18 protein-coding genes are annotated in these 22,041 nt (G+C 72.4%); 15 read left to right on the top strand and 3 right to left on the bottom strand.

Annotated features, from left to right (window positions below):
• The first annotated feature begins 51 nt into the window (after positions 1-51).
• The 12 genes from KK483_RS34530 (at position 52) to KK483_RS34475 (ending at position 13,260) form a co-directional block, all read left to right on the top strand.
• Positions 52-1,068: an NAD-dependent epimerase/dehydratase family protein gene (locus tag KK483_RS34530; protein WP_262009157.1), complete on the top strand. Its 1,017-nt coding sequence runs from the start codon at positions 52-54 to the stop codon at positions 1,066-1,068.
• A 3-nt stretch (positions 1,069-1,071) separates the two neighbouring features.
• The gene (locus KK483_RS34525; protein WP_262009156.1) at positions 1,072-2,229 is read left to right on the top strand and encodes a glycosyltransferase family protein; all 1,158 of its coding nucleotides are present in this window, start codon (positions 1,072-1,074) and stop codon (positions 2,227-2,229) included.
• Complete coding sequence (locus tag KK483_RS34520; RefSeq protein WP_262009155.1) at positions 2,226-3,335, top strand: glycosyltransferase family 4 protein; 1,110 nt, start codon at positions 2,226-2,228, stop codon at positions 3,333-3,335. The genes KK483_RS34525 and KK483_RS34520 overlap by 4 nt, the downstream gene beginning before the upstream one ends.
• A gap of 23 nt (positions 3,336-3,358) precedes the next feature.
• Positions 3,359-4,543, top strand: a complete 1,185-nt coding sequence (locus KK483_RS34515; protein ID WP_262009154.1) for an N-acetylglucosamine-6-phosphate deacetylase — start codon at positions 3,359-3,361, stop codon at positions 4,541-4,543.
• Positions 4,536-5,714 carry a Gfo/Idh/MocA family protein gene (locus KK483_RS34510; RefSeq protein ID WP_262009153.1) on the top strand — a complete coding sequence of 393 codons (1,179 nt, stop codon included), beginning with the start codon at positions 4,536-4,538 and terminating at the stop codon, positions 5,712-5,714. Before KK483_RS34515 ends, KK483_RS34510 begins: the two co-directional genes overlap by 8 nt.
• Entirely contained in the window at positions 5,715-6,488 is a 774-nt protein-coding gene (locus KK483_RS34505) for a 5-deoxy-glucuronate isomerase (protein ID WP_262009152.1), read from the top strand.
• Positions 6,485-7,540: a zinc-binding dehydrogenase gene (locus KK483_RS34500; protein ID WP_262009151.1), complete on the top strand. Its 1,056-nt coding sequence runs from the start codon at positions 6,485-6,487 to the stop codon at positions 7,538-7,540. The genes KK483_RS34505 and KK483_RS34500 overlap by 4 nt, the downstream gene beginning before the upstream one ends.
• A gap of 16 nt (positions 7,541-7,556) precedes the next feature.
• Positions 7,557-8,576: a zinc-binding alcohol dehydrogenase gene (locus KK483_RS34495; RefSeq protein ID WP_262009150.1), complete on the top strand. Its 1,020-nt coding sequence runs from the start codon at positions 7,557-7,559 to the stop codon at positions 8,574-8,576.
• Positions 8,577-8,656: 80 nt separating this feature from the next.
• On the top strand, positions 8,657-9,715 hold the full coding sequence (locus KK483_RS34490; RefSeq protein WP_262009148.1) for a Gfo/Idh/MocA family protein: 1,059 nt from the start codon (positions 8,657-8,659) through the stop codon (positions 9,713-9,715).
• 43 nt (positions 9,716-9,758) lie between these two features.
• Complete coding sequence (locus KK483_RS34485) at positions 9,759-10,535, top strand: sugar phosphate isomerase/epimerase (protein WP_262009147.1); 777 nt, start codon at positions 9,759-9,761, stop codon at positions 10,533-10,535.
• Positions 10,525-11,943, top strand: coding sequence for a polysaccharide deacetylase family protein (locus KK483_RS34480; RefSeq protein ID WP_262009146.1), 1,419 nt, complete (start codon positions 10,525-10,527; stop codon positions 11,941-11,943). Before KK483_RS34485 ends, KK483_RS34480 begins: the two co-directional genes overlap by 11 nt.
• A 63-nt stretch (positions 11,944-12,006) precedes the next feature.
• Entirely contained in the window at positions 12,007-13,260 is a 1,254-nt protein-coding gene (locus KK483_RS34475; protein ID WP_262009145.1) for an MFS transporter, read from the top strand.
• 17 nt (positions 13,261-13,277) lie between these two features.
• Here KK483_RS34475 and KK483_RS34470 read toward each other — a convergent pair whose 3' ends face one another.
• From KK483_RS34470 to KK483_RS34460, 3 genes are all read right to left on the bottom strand, one after another.
• Positions 13,278-13,826, bottom strand: coding sequence for an MOSC domain-containing protein (locus KK483_RS34470; protein WP_262009144.1), 549 nt, complete (start codon positions 13,824-13,826; stop codon positions 13,278-13,280).
• A 119-nt stretch (positions 13,827-13,945) separates the two neighbouring features.
• Positions 13,946-14,128: a hypothetical protein gene (locus KK483_RS34465; RefSeq protein WP_262009143.1), complete on the bottom strand. Its 183-nt coding sequence runs from the start codon at positions 14,126-14,128 to the stop codon at positions 13,946-13,948.
• Between the two features lie 73 nt (positions 14,129-14,201).
• Positions 14,202-15,425, bottom strand: a complete 1,224-nt coding sequence (locus KK483_RS34460; RefSeq protein WP_262009142.1) for an acyl-CoA desaturase — start codon at positions 15,423-15,425, stop codon at positions 14,202-14,204.
• A gap of 299 nt (positions 15,426-15,724) precedes the next feature.
• On the opposite strand from KK483_RS34460, the gene KK483_RS34455 reads away from it, so the two are divergent.
• The 3 genes from KK483_RS34455 to KK483_RS34445 all read left to right on the top strand — a co-directional run bounded on the left by KK483_RS34455 (position 15,725) and on the right by KK483_RS34445 (position 22,000).
• Positions 15,725-18,694, top strand: a complete 2,970-nt coding sequence (locus KK483_RS34455; RefSeq protein ID WP_262009141.1) for a DEAD/DEAH box helicase — start codon at positions 15,725-15,727, stop codon at positions 18,692-18,694.
• Positions 18,691-20,004, top strand: a complete 1,314-nt coding sequence (locus KK483_RS34450) for an SWF or SNF family helicase (protein ID WP_262009140.1) — start codon at positions 18,691-18,693, stop codon at positions 20,002-20,004. The genes KK483_RS34455 and KK483_RS34450 overlap by 4 nt, the downstream gene beginning before the upstream one ends.
• 655 nt (positions 20,005-20,659) lie before the next feature.
• On the top strand, positions 20,660-22,000 hold the full coding sequence (locus KK483_RS34445) for an LCP family protein (protein ID WP_262009139.1): 1,341 nt from the start codon (positions 20,660-20,662) through the stop codon (positions 21,998-22,000).
• The last annotated feature ends 41 nt before the right edge of the window (positions 22,001-22,041 follow it).

Genomic DNA, 22,041 nt, shown 5'->3' with positions numbered 1-22,041 from the left:
TGCACGGAGGTCGCGATGCGCGCTGCCCGATTACCTGCCGAGGTACCGGATGTGTCAGACACCTGGCTGATTACCGGTGTTGCGGGCTTCATCGGCTCGCACCTCCTGGAGACGCTCCTGCGAGCGGGGCGGCATGTAGTGGGCCTGGACAACTTCTCCACCGGGAAGAAGGAGAACCTCAACGAGGTGGAGGCCCGGGTCGGTGCCGAGCGATGGGCGCGCTTCCGGCTCATCGAAGGGGATCTGCGGTCCCGGGACGCCTGCGACGCGGCCGTGCGGGGCGTCGGCGTGGTTCTGCACCAGGCCGCGCTCAACTCCGTACCCCGGTCCATGGCCCATCCGGTCCAGGTGCTTCGGACCAACACCATCGGCTCGGTCAACCTGTTCAGCTCCGCGGCACAAGCCGGAGTGTCCCGTGTCGTGTACGCCAGCTCCAGCTCCGTCTACGGGGACGTCTCCACCGCACTGCGTCGTGAGCCCGTCCTGGGCGAGCCGATGTCGCCGTACGCGGTGAGCAAGCGTGCGATGGAGCAACTGGCGGCGGTCACCCACCGGAACACCGGCATCGCCCTCACGGGCCTGCGCTACTTCAATGTCTTCGGGCCACGGCAGAACCCCGACGGACCGTACTCGGCGGTGATCCCCCGCTGGATCCGGGCCCTGCTGGCCGCGGAGTCCCCCGTGATCCACGGCGATGGCACCCAGTCCCGGGACTTCACCCACGTGGAGAACGTCGTGCGCGCCAATCTCCTGGCGGTGGCCCGCCCGGCCGGTTCGTGCGGCGTCTTCAACGTCGGTACGGGGCGGGGCACTTCACTCAACGCCCTCTTCGAGATCCTGCGCTCGCATGTCGCCGCGGTACCAGGACGCTCGAAAGCGTCAGCGGTACAGGCGTCGACCGCGCCTCCGCGCGCCGGCGACGTGGCCTCGGCACTCGCCGATCTCGGACTGGCACGGCAGGAGCTGGGCTACGAAGCCGTCGTCGGCCTGGACGAGGGCCTGCGCGAGACCGTTTCCCATGTCGCCGGAGTACGCGGCACACGCCATTCCGCGGAAGCAAGGAGGTAGACCGTGCGGATCGCCATGTACTGGCACAACGGCAGAAGCCTCGGGCACACCGCAGAGAGCGCGAAGGTGGCGCACGGGCTTTCCGGCAGCGGTGAGGAAGTGCAGATCTCGGGGCTGACCGGCGCCTATCGCGGGCTCGACCTGCTGCCGGCCGGCATGGACGTGGTGAAGCTGCCCGCCTTCACCAACTACGACAGCGTCGCCGGATGGGGCACCCGCGGGCGGACGGCAATGGAGACCGGGCCTCTCTTCCGGATGCGCGCGGAGATGGCCGAGGTCTTTCTGCGTCACTACGCGCCCGACGTCCTTCTGGTCAACCATCTGCCCAGGGGTGCCGGAGACGAGCTGGTCCCGGCGCTGACCGGCACCAGGGGCAGCGGCGGTCGGCGCGTGCTCACCCTGCGCGGTGTCCTCTTCGACGCCGGCAAGACCGACCGTGAGTACTTCCGCGGGGAAAGCGCCCGCTGGATCGACCGGCACTTCGATGCGATCCATGTGCACACCCACCCCGAAGTGTTCCGCCTCGAAGACCACTACAGCGTGCCGGATTTCCTCCGGGGGCGGATCCAGTACACCGGCTACCTGGTCGCCGAGTCCCGCCTCGGCAGGGACGCGGCACGGGCGGAGCTGGGTGTCGACGACGGCGAGCGTCTGGTGCTGGCCGCCATGGGCGGTGGGCAGGGTGCGATGCCGTTGTGGACAGCGCTCATCGACGCGCTGGCCGAGCGCAGCACGGAGTTCGACCGGGCGCGGCTGGTGACCGGCCCGTATCTGGAGCCGGCGGACGCCGAAGCGCTGCGGGAGCGTGCCGCCCCGCTGCCGTGGCTGGAGATCGTCTCCTACGAGCCGTCGATGATGACGTGGATGGCGGCGGCCGACCTGTTCATCGGGGCCGCGGGCGCGAACATGCTCAGCGAGGTGCTCGCGGTCGGCTGCAACAGCGTCGTCATCCCGCGCCAGGTAAGGGAGTCCGAGCAGCGCATCCACGCCCGGCTGCTCGCGAACCGCGGACTGGTGCGCATGAGCGACCTCGACGAGGTGCTCTCCGGCGCCGTGGGCCCGACCCTGACCGAGGCCCTGCGCGAACCCCTGTCTCCCAAGGCCGGGCACCTGCTCGGCGGTGCCCGGCGTTATGCGGCGCTGCTGGGGGGTGGCGCATGAGCGAGCCGAGGAAGGCCGCGGCGCCGGACCGGTCCGTCTCCGGCCTGCGAGTGTGCCTGCTGGTGCGCTACTTCACCGTCGGCGGCCTGGAGCGGGTGGTGACCTCGCTGGCCAACGAGCTTGTGGCGCGCGGTGTCGAGGTGCGCGTCGTGGCACTGGCGGTCGCCAAGCGCAACGCGCTGATGACCGAGCTCGACCCGCGGGTGAAGGCCGTCTCCCTGTCCGGCTCGCCGGCGCGGCGGCTGGCGGCGGTGGCCCGGCTCACCCGCGGCCACGTGGTCCACATCCACTTCGGCGACGGCCGGATCCACCCTCTCGTGCGGTTCGCTCTCAGGGGCCGGCCGACGGTGGTCTCCTATCACAGCGTCTACACCCACAAGCGCACATGGCTGCGCAACCGTCTCGACCGCTGCCTCAACGCCCGCGTCGACCAGGTGATCGCGGTGTCGGAGGCGGTGCGGGACTTCTGCACCACCCAGGTAGGGCTCCCTGCGGCGCAGGTCGAGGTGGTGCCCAACGCCATCAGGGTGGACTGCCCGGAGCGCGTGGACGAACGCGGTGACGGCGGTCTCACCGTGATCAGCCTGGCCGGTCTGTACCCGCACAAGAACCAGGCGGCCGTGCTGGCCGGAGTGGCGGAGGCCCGTCAGCGCGGCGTGGACGTCCGGCTGCGTGTGATCGGTGACGGACCTGAGATGGCCGACCTCTACCGGCGCGGTCTCGTGCTGGGGATCCACGAGGCGATCGAGTGGTACGGCCAGGTCTGGCGCAGGGACCTGGTGCTTCCGCTGTTGATGTCGTCGCAGGCTTTCGTCTCGGCGAGCAGGTTCGAGGGCATGCCCATCTCCATCCTGGAGGCCATGGCGGCCGGCCTGCCACTGGTGCTGTCGGACATCCCGTCCCACCACGAGACAGCCGGCGATGCCGGGCTGTACTTCGACCCGGACAAACCCCAGGAACTCGCCTCAGTGCTGGAGTCGCTGGCGAAGGACGCCCCGCAGCGCAAGGTACTGGGCGAGGCCAGCCTGGGACGCTCCGGGCTTTTCGACCTCGACGCGTTCACCGCCCGCCATCTGCGGGTCTATCAGCGGGCGGTGGGCCGGTGAGGGACGAGCGGTGCACCGCCGTCGTGAACGCCTCGGTAGTGCACACCGACCGTGTCGGCTCCGGCGAGTGCCTCTTCCTGAGCGACGGAATGATCGAATACGTCGGCGAGCACCGCAGGCCACCGGCCGACTGGCAGGTCATCGACGTCGGCGGCCGACTCGTCCTGCCCGGGCTGGTCGACATCCACGCCCACGGTGCCTTGGGCCGCTCGTTCAACGAAGCGAGCGCCCAGGCCTGGCGGACCGTCACCGCCGCCCATGCGGCGGCGGGCAGCACCAGCCTGTTGGCCACTCTGGCGACGGACAGCCTGGCCGAGATGATGGCCGCGCTCGCTGTCGGCCGACGCCGGTGGACCGGCGACCGGCCCATCGGCGCACACCTCGAAGGCCCGTACCTCAACCCGAAGTTCCGAGGCGCGCACCCGCGCGAGGCCCTGCGGTCGCCCGACGACCACTTATGGCGGGACCTGGTGGCCGAGCCCGGTTTCATCCGCATGGTGACGCTCGCCCCGGAGCTGCCCGGAGCGGACGACATGATCTGGGCGCTCGCACAGGGGGGTGTGGCCGTCTCGGCCGGGCACAGCGGGGCGTCCACCGAGGTGCTGGCCGCCGCCCACGCGGACGGACTGCGGCACATCGCCCATCTGTGGAGCGGCCAGTCCACGCTGTGCAAGGAGGGACCGCGGCGCACTCCCGGCCTGTTGGAGTCGGTGCTGGCCTCTACGGAGTTCACCGCCGAGCTCGTCGCCGACGGCCGGCACCTGCCGCCGGAATTGGTGCACATCGCCTACCGCTGTCTGGGGCCGGACCGGCTGTGTCTGGTCTCGGACGCCTCGGCCGGCACCGGGCTGCCCCGGGGCACCACGTTCTCCATGGGCGCGACCCAAGGAGTGGTCGCCGACGGGGTCGCCCTCGACCGCAGCGGAGCGTCGTTCTGCGGAAGCACCAGCTTTCTCTCCGACATCCTCCGCTTCACCGTGCTGCGCGCGGGGGTTCCGCTCGTGGATGCCACGCGGATGGCCGCGACGACGCCGGCCCTGGTGCTGGGTATCGCGGACCGGGTCGGCTCCCTCAGACCGGGTCTGGCCGCCGACCTGGTCGTGTTGGACGACAACCTGCGGGTGCTCCGCGTCGCGCGCGGCGGCCGGTGGCTGCACGAGGAACCCGACGGCTCCGGGGACATCGAAGTGGAGGAGGCCGATGGCTGAGCAGGGGACCACCCGATACGCACTCAGCGGGGCGGGCAATCGGGCCTGGACCGCGTATCTGCCGCTGTTCGGGCCGCAGGCGCACGCCTCCGGCATCGGCACACTCGTCGCGGTGGCCGACACCGATCCGGCGCAGCTGTCAGCGGTGGCGGAGCGGTGGGAGGTGCCGACGTACCGCGGCGGCGTACGGGCCCTCCTCGACGACGCACGGCCGCACGTGCTGATCGTCACCGCGCCTGACCACGCGCACGCCGAGCAGATCGAGGCCGCGCTGGCCGCGGGGATCGACGTCCTGACGGAGAAGCCGATGACCTTGACGGCGGCGCAGGCCGCCTCCGTCGTGGCCGCCGAGCGCCGCTCCCCCGCCTCCGTGCGGGTCGCGCACAACATGCGCCATCTGAACCTCCATCAGGCCATCAAGCGCCTGCTTGACCAAGGGGCGATCGGTACGCCGACCCAGGCGCACCTGTCCTATCGGCTGCGGCCCGGCCACGGACACAGCTACTTCCTGCGCTGGCACCGCAAGGCGGCGGCGTCCGGCGGCCTGCAGATAACCAAGAGCTGTCACCATTTCGACCTGCTCAACTGGTGGCTGGCGGACCGGCCGCAGGAGGTCGTGGGCTGGACCCGGCGTGTCCACTACCAGTCCGGGCCCGGCACGGACCACGACCGCCGAGTGCCGGTGGACGCGGACATCGCCGACACGCTGTCCGCCGCTGTCCGTTATCGGGGCGGTGCGGTGGCCCACTACTCCCTGTCGGCCCGCTCGCCCTGGGAGGGCTACACGCTGACCGTGCAGGGCACTCGTGGCGAGCTCACCACAAGGTACGAAGTCTCCCCGCCCGACGGGGCCCGCATGACGAGGCACTACACGATCCGGCTGAGTCGGCTCGACGGGCCGGTCCAGTCCGTCACCATCCCTCGCGAGAGGGGCCGCCACTCCGGCGCGGACCTGCGCATGATCACGGCGCTTCTGCGGCAGCCCGCGCCCGAGCAGGAGAACCAGGCCGCGACAGCAGTCGACGGTGCCTACGCCGTGGCCACGGGTGAAGCCCTGACACGTTCGGCGGCCGGCGGTGGACCGGTCGCCGTCGACGAACTGCTCCCCGGGATCTGCGGACCCGCCGACATCACCGCGCCGGCGGCAACCACTACGCGAAGGGACGTCTGAATGGCCGCCACCGGATTGCCGGTCGCCCTGCGCGTCGGTGAACTCGCCCCCGGCCAGTCACAGGAGCACCGGCAGAGCGACGAGGAAGCCGTCGTGGTGGTCCTCGGCGGAAGCTGCGACGTCCGCTTCGACACCGGCGGCCCGCGCTGGGAGGGGCTGGGCGAGCGCGCCGACGTCTTCGACGGCCGGGCCACCGCCATCTACGCACCGGCGGACCGAAGCTGGCGGATCACGGCGGGCCCCGCGGGCGTGCGGTTCGCCGTGGCCTCGGCGCCTGCCTCGACTCCGCGCGAGCCGTACGTGGTGCGGCCGGACCAGGTCCACGCGGAAAGACGCGGCAGCGGGGTGTGGGAGCGGGAGGTCCACGACATCGTCGGGCCGGATCAGCAGGCGGACGGAGTGCTGGTGGGTGAGACCTTCAGCACGGAGGGCGTGTGGTCGAGCTATCCGCCGCACAAGCACGACGCGCACGATCCACCGTACGAGAGCCACCAGCAGGAGGCGTTCCATGTGCGCGTCTCCCCTCCGTCGGGGTTCGGCCTGTTCGTCCACTACCCCGCCGTCGAGGCCGGCAGGCAGGCGCAGGTGGTGCGCGACGGCGACACCGTCACCGTACGGGAGGGCTACCACAGCTTCGTCGCCGCGGCCGGCCACCGGTTCTACTACCTGTGGGCGCTGGCCGGGACCGAGCGGGAGCTCCGCTTCCGGACCGACCCCCGTCACCTCTGGCTCCTGGACGCCTGCGCCCATCGCGACGCGGACGGTGCAGGGTGACCGGCCCGGCCGCGACGGCCCTCCCGGGGCGGATGCGGGCTGCCGTCTGGCACGGCGCCGGCCGGCCGCTGACCGTCGAGGAGCTGCCCACGCCGCAAGTGGAGGAGCCCGGGGACGTGGTGATCCGGGTGCGCGCCGCGATGTTCGGCGCCTCCCTCGTACGGGCGGTCACGATCGGCCACCCGCGTATGACCCCGCCTTCCGTACTGGGCACTCTTGTCGCCGGTGATGTGGTCGCCGTCGGCGACGCGGTGCGCCGCCTCGCTCCCGGCGAGACCGTCACCCTCGACCCGCACCCACCGTGTGGACGCTGCGACCAGTGCGACGACGGGCTACCGGCCCTGTGCGCCACCAGGAGCGGAGTCACGCCGGGGGCACACGCGCAGTACGTACGGATCCGCCCGCCGGTGACGGCCCACGCCAGGCACGTGCCCCCAGGTGTGTCTCCGGCCACCGCGATGCTCACCGAAATCGTGGCCTGCGTGCTGGACGCCACCGACACAGCCGGCATCGGCCCGGGCCAGGACGTCCTGGTCATCGGCTGCGGGCCGGTCGGGCTGATCCAGGTGCGCCTGGCCCGGCTGCGCGGGGCGCGGCAGGTGCTCTGCAGTGTCAACCACCCCTGGCGACGTGAGCTGGTGAGGCAGGCGGGCGGCGTCCCCGTGGACTCCGGCGACGTGTCCGCCGACCACGTGGCCGCACTCACCCGAGGGCGCGGTCCGCACGTGGTGGTCGAGGCGGTGGGCAGCGCCGCGACGTACAGCAGCGCCTTCGACGTCGTACGGGACGGAGGGACGGTCGTCGGATTCGGCGGCTGCCCGCCCGGAACTGCGATTCCCCTCGACATCAACGCCGTCCACTACCGCCGGATCCGCATTCTCGGCAGCTACCACTACAAGCCCGGTGTGTTCGAGGAGGCCGCCCGTCTCCTGGAGACCGGCCGGCTCGATCTGGAGTCCCTTCTCACCCACCGGATCCCTCTTGAGCGGATCGCGGACGCCGTGGCCATCGCACGCCTACCGGACTGCCTGGTGCCGGTCGTCGAACCCTGAAAGGACTGTGGAACCCATGCACAGCACTCATGTAGTGATCACCGAGCCGGGGCGCGTGGAACTGCGGCGTGAGGTGCTGCCCGAGCTCTCCGGCGACGACCTGCTCGTCCGTACGCGGCTGACGCTCCTGAGCTCAGGCACCGAACGCAACTGCTTCCTCGGGGATTTCGAGCGGCCGTCACACTGGGCATCCTGGGTGCGCCACCCCTTCGCGCCCGGCTACAGCGCGGTCGGCGAAGTCCTCGCCGTCGGCCCGATGACTGCCCGCTACTGGCCCGGCGACCGGGTGGTGCTGCGCCGCTCGCACCAGAGCCACATGGTGGTCTCGGAGGGCTCGGTGTACCCGGTGCCGGACGAGGTCACCGACGAGGCAGCGGTGTGGTTCGCCCTGTCCGCCATCGCCCAGCACGCTGTTCGGCGTACCGGCCCGCTGTTCGGCGAGCCGGTCGCGGTTGCCGGGCTCGGGCCGCTGGGGCAGCTCGTGCTGCAGTACGCGGCCGTCGCCGGCGCCGGGGAACTCATCGCCCTGGCCCGTGGCGATTCCCGGCTGGCCGCCGCCGCGCAACACGGCGCGACGACGGTCCTCGCCGGTGGAGTGCCGGCGGTCGGCGACGCGGTCATCCAGCTCACCGGCGGTGAGGGTGTCGGCGTCGCCTACGACGTGACCGGCGCCCCCGACGCCCTCGCCGGGTTGTCCGACCTCACCCGCGAGGCCGGGACCCTGGTCCTCGTCGGGGACACGGCCTGGCCTGGTCAGCAGGTGCTCGGCGGCACGGTGCTCCGCAGGGCCCAGACCGTCGTCGGCGTGCACGACAGCGATATTCCGCGGACCGGCGCCGGACGCCATCTGCGGGGGACGTTCGCCGAGAACGTCAAGCTGTTCTTCCGACTGCTCGCGCAGGAACGCATGGCGGTCGAGGACCTGGTCACCCACACCTTCGTGGCCGCCGAAGCAGAGGCGGCGTACAAGCTCATCGCCTCGCCGGACAACGATGCCATCGGCGTGCTCCTGAACTGGCGCGACTCCGGTTCATAGGACGTAGCCCGGCCGCGTTTCCGCGTTGCCGCGTTGCCGCGTTGCCGCTCTCCCAGCGACACAGAAGAGAAGGGACCACCATGGCTGTACGCATCGGCTTCGTCGGGGTCGGGTACATCGCGAAAGAGCACCTCAAGCGGGTGCTGACCGATCCGGAGGCCAGAGTGGTCGCGCTGTGCGACACGGACCCGGCCGCCGCGGAGGCCACCCGCTCGAGCGTGCTGGAGAAGCTGTGGGCAACGGCACCGCAGGAACTGCTGGTGCCGTTCGCAGAGGCTCCGCTCTACGCCGAACCCGTGCGCATGTTCCAGGAGGAGCGCCTGGACGCGGTCTTCGTGTGCCTGCCGCCCTTCGCGCACGGCGAGGTGGAGTTCGCCGCGATCGAGGCCGGGCTGCCTCTCCTCGTCGAGAAACCCGTCGCCCTCGACTTGTCGCTGGCCCGGCGGATATCCGGTGCACTGCGCGCCAAGGGCCTGATCGGCGCGGCAGGTTACCAGAGCAGGTACTCGCAGATCGTGCCGTTCGTCCGCGAGACTCTGGGCGATCGGAAGATCGCCATGACCCTCGCCCACCGCTTCGCCAAGCTGCCGCCCCGGGACTGGTACCGCCACCAGGCCCGCTCGGGCGGTCAGGTGGTGGAGATGGCGACCCACCAGGTCGACCTGCTGCGGCTGTTGGTGTCCGACATCTCCACGGTCTATGTCTCAGGTGCCCGCCGCATCGCCACCCACGAGACGTCCGAGATCCTCGACGCCTCCGTCGCCAGCCTCACCTACGCCAACGGGGCGGTCGGCAGTCTGGTGACCAACATGGTCTCCGGCCATGGCAACCCCACATACGCACGCGGCATCCACATCTTCGCCGAGGGTCTCACCGTCTCCATCCTCGGCCACGAGGGGGAGTCGCGCACCGTGGAGGTGGTGACCGCCGACGGGCGGCAGGAATGGACGCTCATAGACGACTCGATGGCCGTACAGGACCGGGCCTTCGTCCGCGCCGTACGCGACAGCCGCCCCGAGCTCGTGCTCGCCTCCTACGAAGAAGCGGTGAGCACGCTGGCCACCACCCTCGCCCACCAGCGGTCCGCCGAGACCGGCCGACCGGTGCGGGTCGGCGCACTGCTCGACCAGCCTGCCTGACCCCGACCACAGCGCCCGCGTCACACCACAGGAGGCAACACCCGTGCTGCTCGGAGCCGGTACCGACACCATCACCGACGCATACACCCCGGAGCAGAAGTTCGCCGAGTTCCGGCGGCTGGACCTGGACTTCGTGGAACTCCCCCTGCGCAGCGCCGACGAGCCCGGCCGGGCCGAGGAGTTGCGCACACTGGCCGCCGCGCACGGGCTGACCGTCGCCTCGGCGGTGGTCGCGGAGTTCGTCCGGCTGCCCGACGTGCCCGAGGAGGACCGCTCCGACGCGGTCCGGCGGGTCATCGACACCGCCGGGACCGCGGTCGGGCTCGGCTGCGACCTCGTACTCGTACCCGTCCGCGTGAAGGCGGAGGAACCCCGGCGCGCCGAGGTCTACGCGGACGCGTACGCCGAACTGCTGGCGGCCACCGCACCCCATGGCACCGTCATTGCCGCCGAGTTCGTCGGGGGCACGCCGCCGGCGGACGCCGCCGACCTGGTCAGGACCATGGACGACCCGAGGGCACGGCTGTTCTTCGACACCGGCAACTGCCTCTACGCCGGGGCCGACCCGGTCGCCGACCTGCGGAACCTACTGCCGCTGGTCGCACAGGTGCACCTCAAGGGCGGCCCGGACACACCACTCGCGGCGATGCCCCTGCGTGAACTGCGCGAGGTCATGCGCTCCGGGAACTTCACCGGGCGCTGTGCGCTGGAGATCGAGTCCCCCACGGGGCGGCAGAGCCTCCGGGACGCCGTGTCCGTGCTGCGGATGTACGGCCTGTGGAGGCCCTCGGGCGAAGGGAGCACCGCCCATGCCTCGTAGAGCGCGGGTCCTTCTCACCTTCGACGTGGAGGACCCCGTCGCCCCTGCCAGTGACGACGCGGTGAAGTGGCTCGCCGACATGCTGCGGAAGAAGGGCGTGTCCGGGGCGTTCTTCCTCACCGGCGACAAGGCGCGGGCCCTGGTCCGGCGGCAACGGCACGACGTCTTCGAGGCATTGCGGACCCACGACATCGGCTACCACACCAACCACCACTCGACGCACCCGACCGTGGCGGAATACCTGGAACCGCTCGACTGGGCGAAGGGTGTCGCCGAGGTCGTGGCACAGGAGCGCTCCGGAGCGGACCTCATCCGCGACCTGACCGGCCGGGATCTGTGCGGCTTCGCCACGGCCGGGACATCGTGGGGGCCGCAGGTCCCTGGCGCGCTCTCCGCGCTCGGTGTCCCCGCCCATCTGCACTCCTTCAGCAGGACCGGCGGCGGACACAATCCGCACTGGTACGCGGGCGCGCTGTGCTTCGCCCGTTCCGAGGCGGTGGGGCCGGTGGAGGACGTCCTCCCGGACCCGGTGCGCTTCGCGGAGCTGATCGGCCGCATACCGGGGATGCTCGAGCAGGCCGCGCGGTCGGAGGACGGCGTGCTGCACCTGTACATCGGTCATCCGACGATGTTCGTCCACCGGGAGTTCTGGGACGCCGCCAACTACGCGGGCGGGCGCAATCCCGCACCTGGCGCACCACTCGTGGCCCCCGGCCGCCGGCCACCCGCCGAGACCCGCACCATGCTGGACAACCTGGCCCGGCTCATCGATGTTCTCCATGCCTCACCGGCGGCCGAGTTCGTCGCCTTCGGCGAGATGGTGGCCGCCCTGCGGCGCAGGCCCGGGCTCGACGCCGGCTGGTTCGGCTCGGCACTGGGCGAGGCCGCGGGGCCCGGCATCCGTACAACGTCGCGCGTGCTCTCGCCCGCGCAGCTGCTGTACGCGATGTGCCGCGAACTGACGGGCGAGGACGTCGAGCGGGCCGGGGCCGTACCGGAGATCCTCGGGCCGGTTGCCCTGCCGGATTCCGACCATGTGCCCGGCCACCCTGACCGGCTCGACGCCACCCGGCTGCGCGAGGCTGCCGCGTCCGTCTGCCGGGAGGTGAGTGCCATGGGTGCGCTGCCGGCCCTGGCCGCCACCGACGGCGTCGCCGTTCCGGTCGCCGCGCTCTACCGCTGCCTGCTCGATCTCACGGCCGGCGGGAGTGTCCGGGGGCTGCGGTCGCTGCCTGAGGCGGTGCCTCTTTCGGTGACACCGGAACTGCCCGAGGTGGCTGAGGAAATCAGCGAGCACTACCTGCGGCGGGTCCGCCGCTGGATGCACCGGCCGGACCTCGACGTGACCGGGCTCGCCCGCATCACCCGAGCACAGACGTGGTCGTTGCGGGCCACGGCGCTCGCCTGAAGGCACACCGGTCACTCGCCTTCTCCTCCAACGCCCCGGCTCACCGTGGAAAGCGACGATGCGATGGCTCCCGGGAAAGCGACCGCCCGAAACCTGGACACTGCGCCTCCGCTGAATCTGTGGCGGGTGCGGGACTTCGTCATTGTCTGGTGGGCACAGGTCACCTCGCGCGTGGGAACGCAGATCTCCCAGTTCGTGCTTCCCCTGCTGGTGCTCAACGCCACCGGTTCGGCGAGCACGGCCGGGTTCGTCGCTGCCCTGGAACAGCTGCCGTACGTGATCCTGGCCATTCCGGCCGGAGCGTTGGTGGAGAGATGGAACAAGCAGGTCGTCATGGCGGTCGGCAACTTTGTGCGCGCCGTGCTGTTCGGACTGCTCGCAGGCTATCTCCTCGGTGGTGGCACCAGCATCGTGGTCATCGCGGGCACGGTGCTGTGCTCGGGCATCGTCTACGTCTTCTTCGACGTGGCCAACAGCACGGTCTTCCCGCGGATCCTGCCGGCGCGCGAACTCGCCCGGGCCTCCGGCTGGGTGGAGGGCACGACCGCGATGACCGAGGTGCTGGGCCCGGCCCTCGGCGGCGTGCTGATCGGCCTGGGCACGACCACGTTCGCCGGTGCGGGCTACGCCTTCGGGGTCGACGCGCTCACCTTCGTGATCGCCGGCATCGGCGTGCTGTGCCTGCGCACGCCGATGCGTCCCCCGGTCGCGCGGGACGTCCGAACATCGCTGTGGGCTTCGATCCGTGAAGGCGTCGGGTACCTCTTCCACCATGCGGAGCTGCGGCGGCTGGCCTTGGCGAACTTCGCCAACATCGCGGCCCTCGGAACGGTGTGGCTCAGTTTCATGGCTCTGATGAAGGCCGAGTTCCACGCCGACTCCTCCCGCACCGGGCTGCTGCTGGCCCTGGGTGCGCTGAGCGGAGTGCTGGGCAGCTTCTGCAGCGGTTTTCTGCATCACCGGCTGGGCCCGTACGGGGTCATGCTCCTCGCGGGCCTGGGCTGGACGGCCGGCGAGCTGATCATGGCGCTCGCGCCGGCCGCATGGGGTGCCCTGCTGGGCCTGGCGCTGGCGTTGTGGGTCGCGCCGCCGTACTTCTCGACCCTCTATGCGCACCGCATGACGATCATTCCCCAGGAGATGCACACCAGGATCAACAGCATCTACCGGCTGCTGGCGCAGGCGGGCCTGCCGTTGGGGCTGGTCTGCGGCGGCATTCTGCTGGAATCGCTGGGGCCGCGCGGTTTCCTGATCCTGGCTGCCGCGGTGTTCCTCACGACCGCTTCCGCGGTGCAGCTACGAGCCGGTGCGTGCTGAACTGAGCTGAGCTGAGCTCAGACCCGCTCCAGGGGCCGGTGCGGCCCGACCGGAAGCTCCACCGTGATGGTGTCGCCGGGCCGCACCACTCCGCCGGTCCTCACCACGGACATGATCCCGGCCTTGCGGACGATCGCGCCCTCGTCGTCACGGCCGACGACCTGCTTGAGGAGCCCGTCCTGGAAGACATCGATCTGGAGGCAGGGATTGCGCAGCCCCGTCACCTCGACCACCGCCTCGGCACCGAGCCGCAGCAGCGCCCCGGTGGGAAGGGCGAGCAGGTCGATGCCGCTCGTCGTCACGTTCTCCCCGAGGTCGCCGGGGCGGACCTCGAAGCCCGCGGTCCGCACCTCGTCGAAGAGCTCCTCGTGGATGAGGTGGACCTGGCGGAGGTTGGGCTGGGTGGGGTCCTGCGCGACGCGGGAGCGGTGCTTGACGGTCACACCCGCGTGGACGTCGCCTTCCACACCGAGTCCGATGAGCAGGGTGATGCTCTCCCTGTTCGGCTTGGTGAAGGAGTACTCGCCGTTGCTGCTGACCGTGGTGACCCGTCCGCCGATGCCCATCCCTGAGCTCCCCTCCCCTGTGGCGATGATCGTCTCCGACCCTACCGTCGGCACAGGGAAGAGGAAACCGCCGGTCAGCGACTGTCAGCGGCCCGGTCAGTGGCCGATCAGTGGCCCGGTCAGCGGCCGATCTCCTTGCGGTTGATCCGGCGGAGCCGGCGGCGCTGCGAGGGGTCGAGCGCGAAGTAGGCCACGGCGGGCACTCCGACGATCACCAGCAGCGAGAACCAGAATCCGATCAGTGGCCAGAGGACGAGGCCCACGGCCACTCCCCCGAGGGCGATCTTCGCACCTGTCGACATCTTGCAGCCTCCTTCGCGGCCCCTGGCCGCCACTCCCTGTGATGAGAACGTGCCCGCGCGCCCGCCGGTTCCCTCAGCTCGTGCCCCGTGCGGCGCGCAGTTCCCCGCCGACCTCGTGCAGATGGCCGAGCGCCTGGCGGTACGAGTCGATCAGCCCGGTCTCCGTGTACGGCAGGCCCTGGCGGCGGCAGTGGGCGCGGACCAGCGGCTGGACGAGCCGCAGATGGGGCCGGGGCATGCTCGGGAAGAGATGGTGCTCGATCTGGTAGTTCAGCCCCCCGAGCAGCCAGTCGGTCAGGGCGCCGCCCCGTATGTTGCGCGAGGTCAGGACCTGCCGCTGGAGGTGGCCCCAGCGTTCCCCGCCGTCCGCTCCCGGCATCTCCATGCCCTTGTGGTTCGGCGCGAACGCCATCCCGAGGTGCAGGCCGAGCAGCATCTGGTGGAGCAGGGCGAAGACGAGGGCCTGGAGCGGAGTGAGGGCGGTCAGCAGCAGGGCCGCGTACCCGACGGCATGGGCGACGAGGAGCCCGCCCTCGACGAAGCGGTCGCGCGCGCGGCCCCGGGCGGCGGGCCGGCCGTCCGCGGAGCGCGAGAAGACGTGCCGGAAGCCGTAGACCTTGAGCGCCATGCCTTCGAGGGTGGTGAGCGGGAAGAAGAGCCATGCCTGGTGGCGGGTGAGCCAGCCGCGGAAGCCGGTGCGACCGCCGGCGTGGTCCTTGCAGAAGACGAGGACGTCGGGGGCGACGTCGGGGTCCTTGTCGACGTGGTTGGGGTTGGCGTGATGGCGGTTGTGCTTGTCGTTCCACCAGTCCTGGCTCATGCCGAGCAGCAGGTTCCCGTGGAAGAGCTGGATGGCGCGGCCGGTCCTGCGGTCCGGGGTGATCTGTGCGTGGCCGGCGTCATGGGCGATGAAGGCGGTACGGGCGGACAGCACCGCGAGGGGCGCGGCGAGCGGGAGCACCCACCAGGACGGGCCGATGAGCGCGATCGCGGTGACGACGGCGGCCAGGGCGAGCAGGTTGACGGCGATGACGCGGGCGTACCAGCCGGTGCGGCGGTCGAGCAGGCCCTGCTCCTTCGCGGTCCGCAGCAGCGGGGCGAAGTCACTGCCCCCGAAACCGCCGGCGGAGCTGCCCGCGGGCCTGCTCGCGGAGCGGCCGGCGGACCCGTCCGCGGGGCTGCCGGCGGGGCTGCCGGCGGGGCTGCCGGCGGATCCCTCCGCGGGCCGGTCGGCGGGGCTGCCGGAGTGCGGGCCCGCGTCGGGGGCGAGGGCGGTGGTGACACTGGCCTGAGGCATGAAGGTCTCCGGTCTCCGTCTGTCTCGGCCGGCTGCGCCGTCGGCGCGCTCGACCCCGAGACTGCTCTGACCTGAAGAAACGTACGGATCCGGCTCCCTTCGCGGCCATGGCGCCACCACCCCGGAACGGTGGGGGGATTCCCGGTGCCCCCCTGGTGGTGCCGTCCGCACCCCAGGGCGCCGGAAGTGCCGGCGAGTGACACGGGTCACCTCGGAGGCGCTCCCGAGTCGGGCGCCGCGTGAGGTACCCTCGGCGGCTCCGGCCCGCAGTAGTCAAATTTGAGGAATGCGCCATCGCTGTGCCCACGCTTCCCGCTGCCACGCCCCCCGAGATCTCCGAACTCGCCCTCTGCTCCGCGGTCTTCCTGCCCGGTGACCCGCCCCGCACGGGCCGCGTCGCGTTCTGGCACCCCACCGGGGCCGAGCCGCCGGCCGGCCCCGGCGGCGACGACGCGCTCAGGGACCTGACCGTCGCCACGGCCGGCACCGACCGCGGCGCCCGCACCCGTGCCGTACGGGCCCGACTGCTGCCCGTACGGGACGCGCTGCCGGTCCTGACCCGGGCGCGGGTGACCGAGGACGCGTCCCCCTCCGCGGCCTTCTGGGGCTCCGCCGCCGTCCTCGCACTCCAACTCGCCGCCCGTGGGCTGCTGCTGCCCGGCCTGACCGCGACCGACCACGACGCCTGGCGGGTCGGGCCGCTGTCCGCGGAGGACCTGGACCGGATCCGTACGCTCGCGGCCGCCATGCCGCCCACGGCCCACGCCGTCCCGCTCGACGCCGCCGCGGAGCCGCTGCTGCTGCCCGCACCCGAACGACTGCTGCGCGCCTTCCTGGACGCGGTCGCCGACGGGTTGCCTCGCACCCCGGCCGCGCCGCTCGCCGCGGGCTCGGGCGCGTTCGCCGCCGACGCGCCGCAGGTGCTGCCGGAGGCCCGTGCCTGGGCCCAGGACGTGGCGGCGGGACTCGACGCGGGCGTACGGGTGTCCCTGCGCATCGAGGTGCTGGGCCTCACCGGCGGCGGTGACGACACACCGTCCTTCAGGGCGGTGCTCCAGATGCACAGCGTCAGCGACCCGGCGCTCGTCGCGGACACCGCGGCCGTGTGGGCCGCCGGGCAGGACGCCGCCTTCGGACCGCGCGCCCGCATGGACGCGCTGCTGGCACTGCGCCGGGCGGCACGGGCCTGGACGCCCCTCACCCCGCTCCTGTCGGCGGCGGTGCCGGACGCGGTCGAGCTCGCCGACGAGGAGGTCGCCGAACTGCTGGGCGAAGCCTCCCGGGCGCTCGCCGCGACGGGTGTAGAGGTGCACTGGCCGCGGGAGTTGACCACCCGGCTGACGGCACACGCGGTGATCGGTCCCGCGGACGAGCCTGCGGACGGGCCGGCGGACGGATCTGCGGCCGGGGCCGGAGACCGGACTGCGGCCGGATCTGCGGACGGGTCTGCGGACAGGTCTGCGGGTCCGGACGCACCGGCGGCGGACCCGACGGGCTCCGGGCTGCCCTCGTTCCTGTCGGCGGACGCCCTGCTCGCCTTCAACTGGCGCTTCGCCCTGGGCGACCGGCGGCTGAGCCGCGAGGAGCTGGACCGGCTGGCCGAGGCCGCCAGGCCCGTGGTGCGGCTGCGCGACCAGTGGGTGCTGATCGACCCGGAGGAGGTGCGCCGCGCCCGTGCGAGCCAGGACCACAAGCTCACTCCGGTCGACGCCCTCGGGGCGGTGCTGACCGGCTCCACCGAGGTCGATGGCAGGCGTGTCGAGGTCCGGGCAGGGGGCTGGCTGGAGCGGTTGCGCGAGCGGATCGCCGAACCGGAAGGCGGGGCTCGGACGGTCGGCCAGCCCCCCGCGCTCGCCGCCACCCTGCGCGACTACCAGCTGCGCGGGCTCAACTGGCTGCACCGGATGACCTCACTCGGCCTCGGCGGCTGCCTCGCCGACGACATGGGCCTCGGCAAGACGATCACACTGATCGCCCTCCATCTGCACCGCCGGGGTGACGAGTCGGCCGCCGGGCCGACGCTCGTCGTCTGCCCGACCTCGCTGATGGGCAACTGGCAGCGGGAGATCGAGAAGTTCGCACCCGGCACGCCGGTGCGCCGCTTCCACGGCGGGACGCGCAGTCTCGACGGCCTGGCGGACGGGGAGTTCGTCCTGACCACCTACGGAACGATGCGCCTCGATGCCGCGAGCCTCGCCGGCGTGGGGTGGGGCATGGTCGTCGCCGACGAGGCGCAGCACGTGAAGAACCCGTACGCGGAGACCGCGAAGCAGTTGCGCACGATCGGTGCGAAGGCCCGGGTGGCGCTGACCGGCACGCCCGTCGAGAACAACCTGTCCGAGCTGTGGGCGATCCTCGACTGGACGACGCCGGGGCTGCTCGGCCCGCTCGGCGCCTTCCGGACCCGGTACGCGCAGGCCGTGGAGGGCGGTGCGGATCCGGCGGCGGCCGCGCGACTCGCCGCGCTCGTACGACCGTTCCTGCTGCGCCGCCGCAAGTCCGACCCGGGCATCGCGCCCGAACTGCCACCGAAGACCGAGACCGACCGCAGCATCGCGCTCACCGTCGAGCAGACCGGACTGTACGAGGCGGTGGTGCGCGAGACGATGGCCGCGATCGCCGGGGCCGACGGCATGGAGCGGCGCGGCCTCGTCATGAAGCTGCTGACCGCGCTCAAACAGATCTGCAACCACCCGGCGCAGTACCTGAAGGAGGAGGCGCCGAGGATCGCGGGCCGTTCGGGCAAGCTGGAGCTGCTCGACGAACTCCTCGACACGATCCTGGCCGAGGGTGCGAGCGTGCTCCTGTTCACCCAGTACGTGCAGATGGCGCGGCTGCTGGAGCGGCACATGGCGGGGCGCGGGGTACGGACGCAGTTCCTGCACGGCGGCACGCCGGTCGCGCAGCGGGAGGCGATGGTGCGGCGCTTCCAGGACGGCGACGTACCGGTGTTCCTGCTCTCTCTGAAGGCGGCAGGCACCGGGCTGAACCTGACCAGGGCCGGTCACGTCGTCCACTACGACCGCTGGTGGAACCCGGCCGTCGAGGCGCAGGCCACCGACCGGGCGTACCGCATCGGCCAGACCCAGCCCGTGCAGGTCCACCGGCTCATCGCCGAGGGCACGGTCGAGGACCGCATCGCGGCCATGCTGGAGCGCAAGCGGGAGCTCGCGGACGCGGTGCTCGGCTCCGGCGAGGCGGCGCTGACCGAACTGACCGACGCCGAGCTGGCGGAGCTGGTCGAACTGCGAGGGGACGACGCACGATGACGGACGACCACGACCACGACCACGACCACGAGTACGCGGGCGAGGGCGAGGGCGAGGGCGAGGGCGAGCGGACGTTCGCCGCGCTGCCGTCCGCCAAGGGGCGGGGCTTCGCACAGACCTGGTGGGGACAGGCGTGGCTGCGGGCGCTGGAGGACTCGGCGCTCGACTCGGAGCAGCTCAAGCAGGGTCGCAGGCAGGCGCGTGCCGGGGCGGTCGGGGCGGTGTCCGTGCGGCCCGGGCGGATCACGGCGGTGGTGCGGGACCGGGACGGCACGGCGTACCGCAGCGACGTCCTGCTGCCGGAGCTGACCGGCGACGCCTGGGACCGCTTCCTGGACATGGCGGTGGAACGGGCGGGGCACATCGCGGCGCTGCTGGACCGGGAGATGCCGCCGCACCTCGTGGAGGACGCGGCGGACGCCGGGGCCGGACTGCTGCCGGGCATCGGTGACCTGGAGCCGACGTGCACCTGCGAGGCGTGGTACCTGTGTCCGCACACGGCCGCGCTGTGCTACCAGGTCGCACGGCTGCTGGACCAGGACCCGTTCGTGCTGCTGCTGTTGCGGGGCCGCGGGGAACGGAGGCTCCTCGACGAGCTCCAGATGCGCAGCGCCGCGCGGGCGGAGCCGTCCGCGCCGGTGTCCGAGGGCGTACGGGCCGACGAGGCATTCGCCGCGGCGGGGCTCCTGCCGGTGCTGCCGGAGCCGCCGACGCTGCCGGCGGAGCCCGGGGTGCCGCCGTCGCTCGACACCGAGGCGGCCCCGGCGCCGGGCGTGGACCCGGCAGCCCTGGAGCTCCTCGCGGCGGACGCGGCGGTGCGCGCGCACCGGATGCTGGCGGAGGCGCTGGCGGACGGGCATGAGCGGCGGCCGGCGGAGCCGGAGCTGACCCTGTGCCAGGACGCCGTGCGGCTGGCCGCGTCGGGCGACGCCGGCGCACGGCTCCCGGCGGCGGTCGCGGCACGGCTCGCGGCCGGCTCCGGACGTACGCGGTCCGGTCTCGGCCTCGCGGTCCGCGCCTGGCGGTCCGGCGGGGCCCCGGCGCTCACGGTCCTGGAGGACGGCTGGGTGCCGGACGAGGAGACGCTCGTCCGGGCGGAGGCGCAGCTGGCGGAAGGCTGGGACGCGGGGGAACGGCCACGGCTGCGGAGCGCGGGCGCGGGCCGGTGGACGGTCGTGGGCGCGGACGCACAGCTGCGGGTGGGCCCCGACGGGCGCTGGTGGCCGTACACCAGGTCCGGCGGCGCCTGGGCCCCCGCAGGACCCGCGGCGCCGGACCCCGCGTCGGCGCTGACGCTCGCCGAGGGCTGACGCCCTCGGCCCCCGGCCCCCGGCCCCGCGGCGCCGGGCGCACGCGCCCGGACGCGCGTCCGGCGCCCCCGGCGTCGTACTGGCTGGTGCTGTGACCGGAAAGGCTTTGCCGAGTCGCTCGCGGCGTCCCGTGCGGTGCCGTGCCGGGCGTCGCGAGAGCCCGTGAACCCTTCCAGTCACAGCACGAGGCGCGTCATGCGAACAACTTCTGCGCCGCTGCGGCCGCCCGGCCGCCGGCAAGGCGCGCCCCCAGCACGTCGTCCACCTGGTGGGCGGACCACTTCCCCCCCCCGCCGGACGGCTGCTGGTGCGGCCCACATGTGGGAGCCGCTGCGCACCCTCAATCCGGCCCTCGACCCCGTCGTCGCCTGGGCGAGGCCGGCTGGCTGAACCGCTCAGCGCACCCAGACCCACGTCCGGGCCGACGCGCGCAGCGCTTGCCGAGCGGCTGCGGCGTGCCGCGCGCGGCACCGTGATGTCTTCCCGCACCTGGCTCGCCGCCCGGCGGCGCGGCCGGGACGGCGCGGGCCGCGTTGGACAACGTGGGTGACTACGACGGCCGGGACGGCGTGCCGGTCGGCCCATAGCATGATCGACGGGGCTCGGTCCTCCTACGATCACTCGCACTCACCGATGTCCACCCCGGGGATGTGTGATGCGCCGTCTCACTGTCGGACTGGCCCTGCTGTCCAGCCTGGTCTCGCTGCCCTGGCTCGGTGCCCGGGCCGACTCGGGCTCCGGCGAGCCGGCGGCCCGGGACGGCGGCCGCGGGACGAACATCCTGATCGTCGGCGTCGACAGCCGTACCGGTCTGTCGGCCGCCGAGAAGCGCCGCCTAAACGTGGGCGGTGAAGGCTGCGACTGCACCGACGTGATGATGCTGGTGCACCTCTCCGAGGACCAGCAGCGCGCGAGCGTCGTCTCCATTCCCCGCGACAGCTACGTCGAGTACGCGGCGCCGGCGGGGTCCGCCGCCCCCGCCCGCTGGGGCAAGATCAACGGCGCGTACAAGGTCGGCCGGGGTCCGATGGCCGTGCGCACCGTCGAGAAGGCCACGGGCCTGCGCATCGACCACTACCTCGAGACCGGTTTCACCGGCTTCGAGCAGACCGTCGACAACCTGGGCGGTGCGACCGTCTGCACGGACAAGCCGCTCAAGGACGAGAACTCCGGACTCGACGTCACCGCCGGCACGCACCGCCTCGACGGCAACGGGGCGCTGCGCTACGCCCGGGCCCGGCACATCGACCGTCCCGGCGATCTCGGCCGGGTCCGCCGCCAGCAGCGTCTGCTCGCCGAGATGCTGGAGGACCTGACGGTCCGTGGGGCGCTCGCCGACCCCGCGCGTGCCGCGCACACGGCGCGCACGCTCCTCACGTCCGTACGCACCGACGAAGCCACGGGCCTGGACGATCTCGTCCGCATCGGCTGGTCGCTGGGCCGGCTCCCGGCGGACCGTACGGAGTTCACGACCGTGCCGATCGCGCACTTCGACCACCGGGTGCCGGGCGTGGGCTCCACGCTCCTGTGGCACACGGCCCGGTCGCGGGCGCTGTGGGACGCCCTGCGCGCCGACCGACCCGTCACCGGCGACACCCGCATCCTGCCCGTGCCGGAGACGCGTGCCGAGACCAACCCCGCGGGAATCGCCGTCCGGGTCGACGACGCCGCCGTCGCCGAGGCGCTGCGGCGCACCAGGTTCGCCGTCACCGACACCTCGGCATCGGCTCCCTCGGTGCGGCCCGCGGGACCGCCCGTCATCACGTACCCGGCCGGGCGGGAGGAGGACGCGTCGACGCTGGCCGCGGCCCTGCCCGGAGCACGCCTGCGGCCGGCCTCCGGCGGCGGTTCCGTCTTCGAGGTCGCCGTCGGCTCGGAGCCGGTCACGGTGAAGACCGTGACCTACGACCGCAATGTCGCGGACGGCGCTCCCGCGACGGCCGACCACCTGCGCTGCGCGGACACCCCGGCGGCGCACCTTGCGCGGGACTTCTGACGGGACGTCTGAGGTGGGGTGGTGGGGTGGGGTGGGGTGGG

Origin of the sequence: Streptomyces sp. FIT100 (genome assembly GCF_024584805.1) — a bacterium.
Taxonomy (GTDB): Bacteria; Actinomycetota; Actinomycetes; order Streptomycetales; family Streptomycetaceae; genus Streptomyces.
Note: the sequence above shows the minus strand (reverse complement) of the source record. Positions and strands in the feature narration are given on the sequence as shown.

Excerpts from the sequence above, each read along its gene's own strand:
- KK483_RS34520 (WP_262009155.1), top strand. The coding sequence starts at position 2,226 with ATGAGCGAGCCGAGGAAGGCCGCGGCGCCGGACCGGTCCGTCTCCGGC.
- KK483_RS34510 (WP_262009153.1), top strand. The coding sequence starts at position 4,536 with ATGGCTGAGCAGGGGACCACCCGATACGCACTCAGCGGGGCGGGCAAT.
- KK483_RS34505 (WP_262009152.1), top strand. The coding sequence starts at position 5,715 with ATGGCCGCCACCGGATTGCCGGTCGCCCTGCGCGTCGGTGAACTCGCC.
- KK483_RS34495 (WP_262009150.1), top strand. The coding sequence starts at position 7,557 with ATGCACAGCACTCATGTAGTGATCACCGAGCCGGGGCGCGTGGAACTG.
- KK483_RS34490 (WP_262009148.1), top strand. The coding sequence starts at position 8,657 with ATGGCTGTACGCATCGGCTTCGTCGGGGTCGGGTACATCGCGAAAGAG.
- KK483_RS34480 (WP_262009146.1), top strand. The coding sequence starts at position 10,525 with ATGCCTCGTAGAGCGCGGGTCCTTCTCACCTTCGACGTGGAGGACCCC.
- KK483_RS34475 (WP_262009145.1), top strand. The coding sequence starts at position 12,007 with ATGGCTCCCGGGAAAGCGACCGCCCGAAACCTGGACACTGCGCCTCCG.
- KK483_RS34470 (WP_262009144.1), bottom strand. The coding sequence starts at position 13,826 with ATGGGCATCGGCGGACGGGTCACCACGGTCAGCAGCAACGGCGAGTAC.
- KK483_RS34465 (WP_262009143.1), bottom strand. The coding sequence starts at position 14,128 with ATGTCGACAGGTGCGAAGATCGCCCTCGGGGGAGTGGCCGTGGGCCTC.
- KK483_RS34460 (WP_262009142.1), bottom strand. The coding sequence starts at position 15,425 with ATGCCTCAGGCCAGTGTCACCACCGCCCTCGCCCCCGACGCGGGCCCG.
- KK483_RS34450 (WP_262009140.1), top strand. The coding sequence starts at position 18,691 with ATGACGGACGACCACGACCACGACCACGACCACGAGTACGCGGGCGAG.
- KK483_RS34445 (WP_262009139.1), top strand. The coding sequence starts at position 20,660 with ATGCGCCGTCTCACTGTCGGACTGGCCCTGCTGTCCAGCCTGGTCTCG.